This window comes from Peptostreptococcus sp. (genome assembly GCF_977045075.1).
The window spans coordinates 1-2,926 of sequence record NZ_CDRRTB010000126.1 but is presented as its reverse complement, the minus strand read 5'-3'; the positions used below and the strand labels follow the sequence as shown (position 1 = coordinate 2,926).

3 protein-coding genes are annotated in these 2,926 nt (G+C 39.1%); all 3 read right to left on the bottom strand.

Going from position 1 to position 2,926, the window contains the following annotated elements; all coding sequences use genetic code 11:
- The coding region (locus ACW6OJ_RS07810) for a DnaB-like helicase N-terminal domain-containing protein (RefSeq protein WP_456096249.1) at positions 1–245 on the bottom strand (245 nt) is incomplete at its 3' end.
- 148 nt (positions 246–393) lie between these two features.
- The gene (gene rplI / locus ACW6OJ_RS07805; RefSeq protein WP_293427528.1) at positions 394–840 is read right to left on the bottom strand and encodes a 50S ribosomal protein L9; all 447 of its coding nucleotides are present in this window, start codon (positions 838–840) and stop codon (positions 394–396) included.
- A complete protein-coding gene (locus tag ACW6OJ_RS07800) occupies positions 841–2,856 on the bottom strand; it encodes a DHH family phosphoesterase (RefSeq protein ID WP_456096248.1) in 2,016 nt (671 codons plus the stop codon).
- Positions 2,857–2,926 lie beyond the last annotated feature (70 nt).

Here is a 2,926-nt window from a genome sequence, read left to right as displayed (position 1 = left end):
CCTACCTGGTCCAAGTATCCCTTTTCCTTTAGCCTGTTGGATACAGTAACCATGTCTATAGGCTTTCTTTCGTTATTTAGCTCTAGCATTGATTCATAGATTACCTTGTGAGCATCTATATAGAAATCTTCTATGTCCAATATCTCTGCAACAGGGACCATAGTTTCCTCTTCCATAATTATAGACCCTATAACACACTGCTCTGATTCAAGATTGTGGGGGGGAGTCTTCATTAATTCTGCCACGCTTATTATCCTCCTTATAGTTTAGTAGGCTAGGATTATCCTTCCAGGGTCTCCAAGGCCTGGTAGGGATAAAATCCCGGTTTTTTATTCTAGCTATTTAAATTTAGCGAGGACCAAGCCTCGCTAAATATTTATTGTCCGTATCTCACTACTTTTCCTTTACGTCAACCCTTATCTTAGTTGTAACCTTCTGATGAAGCTTGATTTCAACAAATGTTGAACCAAGAGTTCTGATAGGTTCATCCATAAGTATCTTTCTCTTATCTATATCGAGATTCTTCTGCTTCTTTAACTGTTCAGCAATTTCCTTAGAAGTTATAGAGCCAAATAATCTTCCACCTTCACCGGCCTTTACCTCTATCTGGATATTGATTTCTTCCATCTGCTTTCCTAGTAGGACAGCTTCTTCATATTCTATTAGGGCCTTTCTTTCCTTAGACTTTTCCTTTTCATCTAATTCCTTCATATTAGCCTGGCTAGCCTCTACAGCTACCCCCTTTTTAATTAAGAAGTTTCTAGCATAGCCATCGCTGACTTCCTTTACTTCCCCCTTCTTACCAGTTCCTTTTACATCTTTTAATAAAATAACCTTCATCTATTTTTCTTCCTCCTCTAAGTATTCTTCTATTATGTCTTTGACCATATTGTAGGCCTGAGACAGGCTTACATCCTTAAGCTGGGCTCCAGCTATATCTATATGGCCACCTCCACCGATTTTTTCCATAAGGATGTGTACATTGATGTCTCCCAGTGACCTAGCACTGATAAATACGGTATCACCCTTCATACCAAGTACAAATGAAGCCTCTATATTTTTGATATTTAAAAGCTCATCTGCAGCCTTGGCTATGACTATATTTATATTGTCTATTTCAGCCTTGGCATATGATATACAAATCCTTTCCTTTACGATTTCAGTTCTCTGTATAATTTCAGCCTTTACTAGGAAGTCTTCAGCATATGAGTTGAAGAACTTCTTAACTGATAGGGTCTCTGCTCCCAAATTTCTAAGGTAGGAAGCCGCTTCGAAGGTCCTCACCCCTGTCTTGAATTCAAAATTCTTGGTGTCAAGGTAGATACCACCCAAAAGCCCCTCGGCTGTTAACTTGTGTATGTTTATATCAAAATCCGTGTACTGGATTAGCTCTGTCACCATCTCGCAGGTAGATGAAACATAGATTTCATGGAATAGGAGGATGCTATCGTTTATATATTCAACCCCTCTTCTGTGGTGGTCTATTACTACTACTCTGTTTGATAGGCTAAGAAGCTTTTGACACTCTGTATAGCTAGGCCTATGTGTGTCGACTACAACCACTAGGGTCTTTTTCTTACACATATCTATGGCCCTTTCATGGCCTATAAAGATATCTTCAAAGTACTTGTCTTCCTTTATTCTCTTTACAAAAATCTCAACTGCTTCATTGACTTCATCAAGGACTATATGGGCTTTTTTGCCATATGATTTGCATATGTCAAATACTCCTACAGCAGCCCCCATGGCATCCATGTCTGGATAGTGGTGACCCATTATTAGGATGTGGTCACTTTGGCTGACAATTTCCCTAAAGGCATGGCCTATTAGCCTAGACTTAACCTTAGTCTTTCTTTCAAAGCCCTTGGACTTTCCTCCAAAGAAGCTATAACCATCTTTATTTTTTACAGCAACCTGGTCTCCACCCCTACCAAGGACCATGTCTATGGCACCAGAGGCAAATTTACCAGTTTCTTCTATTGTTTCACCATCATAGCCAACACCTACACTAAGGCTGACAGGAAGACTATTGTCTCTGTCTATTTCTCTTGCCTCATCTAGGATAGGGAACTTGCATTTTTCTAGCTTCTTGATTGCCTGCTTGTTGGTGAACAAGATATACTTATCATTTGCCAGCTTCTCTATCTGGCCCTCAGTCTCATCTTCAAGCCTTGATATAATTTTTTCTATATCTACCCTGATCAGAGACTGATTTTCCTCAGGAGTACTTTTTATTACATCCTCATAACCATCAATCTCTATAACCATTATGGCTGGCTTGTTGTTATCAAGATCTATTCTTAGCTGGTCTAGATCAGTATGGTCTAGCCAGTACATTACCACTCTGAACTCAGGCCCTGTCTGGTTCTTGTCATCTGTTTTAGTAAAACAGTACCTAAGTGTATAAGTTCTATCCCTGTAGACAAACTCGTCTTCCATGATTTTTGACTCATCTAGGACCTTTCTAAGTGTTAATTCTCCAACTATATCCTCTAGGTTATCACCTATAGACGTAGATCCTTCCTCAAGACCAATCATTTGGTCGAAGTACTTATTGGCCCAAGATATGGTACCGTCCATTTCTAGGATACAAAGGGGGATAGGAAGGTTTAGTAGGGACTTCTTTGTCAAATTACTGAAGTTGAAAGAAGCGCTCTGAACCCTATCACGCCACTTTTTTAAGTCCATCTTCTTCTTGTTTAAGTATATAAGGACTAGTACTATCAAAACCAAGAAGGATGTTATTCCCAAGGCCAGGTTCTTGTAGCATATATAGGCTGACATAAGGAATATAACCGCAAAGTATAGGTAAGAAAAATAGGAGAATAGGCTCGTATTTTTGTTTTTACTTTCCATAATTGTCACCCCTATCTTTTGAATTAGAATACCATCTCTGTCTGTAGTTTAGCATATTGTCAAGCATACC

Excerpts from the sequence above, each read along its gene's own strand:
- ACW6OJ_RS07800 (WP_456096248.1), bottom strand. The coding sequence starts at position 2,856 with ATGGAAAGTAAAAACAAAAATACGAGCCTATTCTCCTATTTTTCTTAC.
- rplI (WP_293427528.1), bottom strand. The coding sequence starts at position 840 with ATGAAGGTTATTTTATTAAAAGATGTAAAAGGAACTGGTAAGAAGGGG.